Here is a 616-nt window from a genome sequence, read left to right as displayed (position 1 = left end):
GATCCGTCGCCGCCGCAGACGCCGACGATGCGCGGCGGCGCCGGCCGGGCGAGGGCGTCGGCGACGACCGCGGCCGGATCCTCGCCCGGGTCGAGGAAGTGCAGTTCGGCGCGCGGGAGACGAGTGCGCAGCACGGTCGCGGGATCGGAGCGCACGACGCTGGTCCCCGCCGAGCGGTTCAGGACGATGAACACGCCGTCACCGTCGGGCGACGCGGCGAGCCGGCGATCACGGCCGGGCGCCGGGAGGCGGGGACGCGGGACGCGCCATGCGCGAGCGGTGCGCCCTGCGTTCGGTGTCGTTCGACCGGATCCCACCGGCTCAGCGTACGGGTCCCGAGACGCGGTCGGGCGCGACCGCGCCCCGCGGCGCGCGACCCGGTCAGAGCAGCCCGAGCTCCATCGCCCGTGTGACCGCCCGCGTGCGATCGCTCACCTCGAGCTTCTCGAACGCGTGGATGAGGTGCGTCTTCACGGTCGCCTCGCCGATGTGCAGCATCCGACCGATCTCGGGGTTGGAGCGGCCGTCGGCGACCAGCCGGAGCACGTCGAGCTCGCGCGGCGACAGCGTCGGCGCGGGGTCGGCCGCGGCCGTCGCCCCCGTGCGCACGCGTGCG

Annotated in this window: 1 protein-coding gene and 1 pseudogene; both read right to left on the bottom strand. The window is 76.3% G+C overall.

Annotated features, from left to right (window positions below; all coding sequences use genetic code 11):
• Positions 1 to 194, bottom strand: a pseudogene (locus ESO86_RS18280) (hypothetical protein); the annotation flags it as partial.
• A 187-nt stretch (positions 195 to 381) separates the two neighbouring features.
• Positions 382 to 616, bottom strand: a 235-nt coding sequence (locus ESO86_RS18275; protein ID WP_165308448.1) for a response regulator transcription factor, incomplete at its 5' end; no start/stop codon positions are given.

Source organism: Agromyces binzhouensis, assembly GCF_004135055.1.
In the GTDB taxonomy this organism is placed as follows: Bacteria; Actinomycetota; Actinomycetes; order Actinomycetales; family Microbacteriaceae; genus Agromyces; species Agromyces binzhouensis.
Note: the sequence above shows the minus strand (reverse complement) of the source record. Positions and strands in the feature narration are given on the sequence as shown.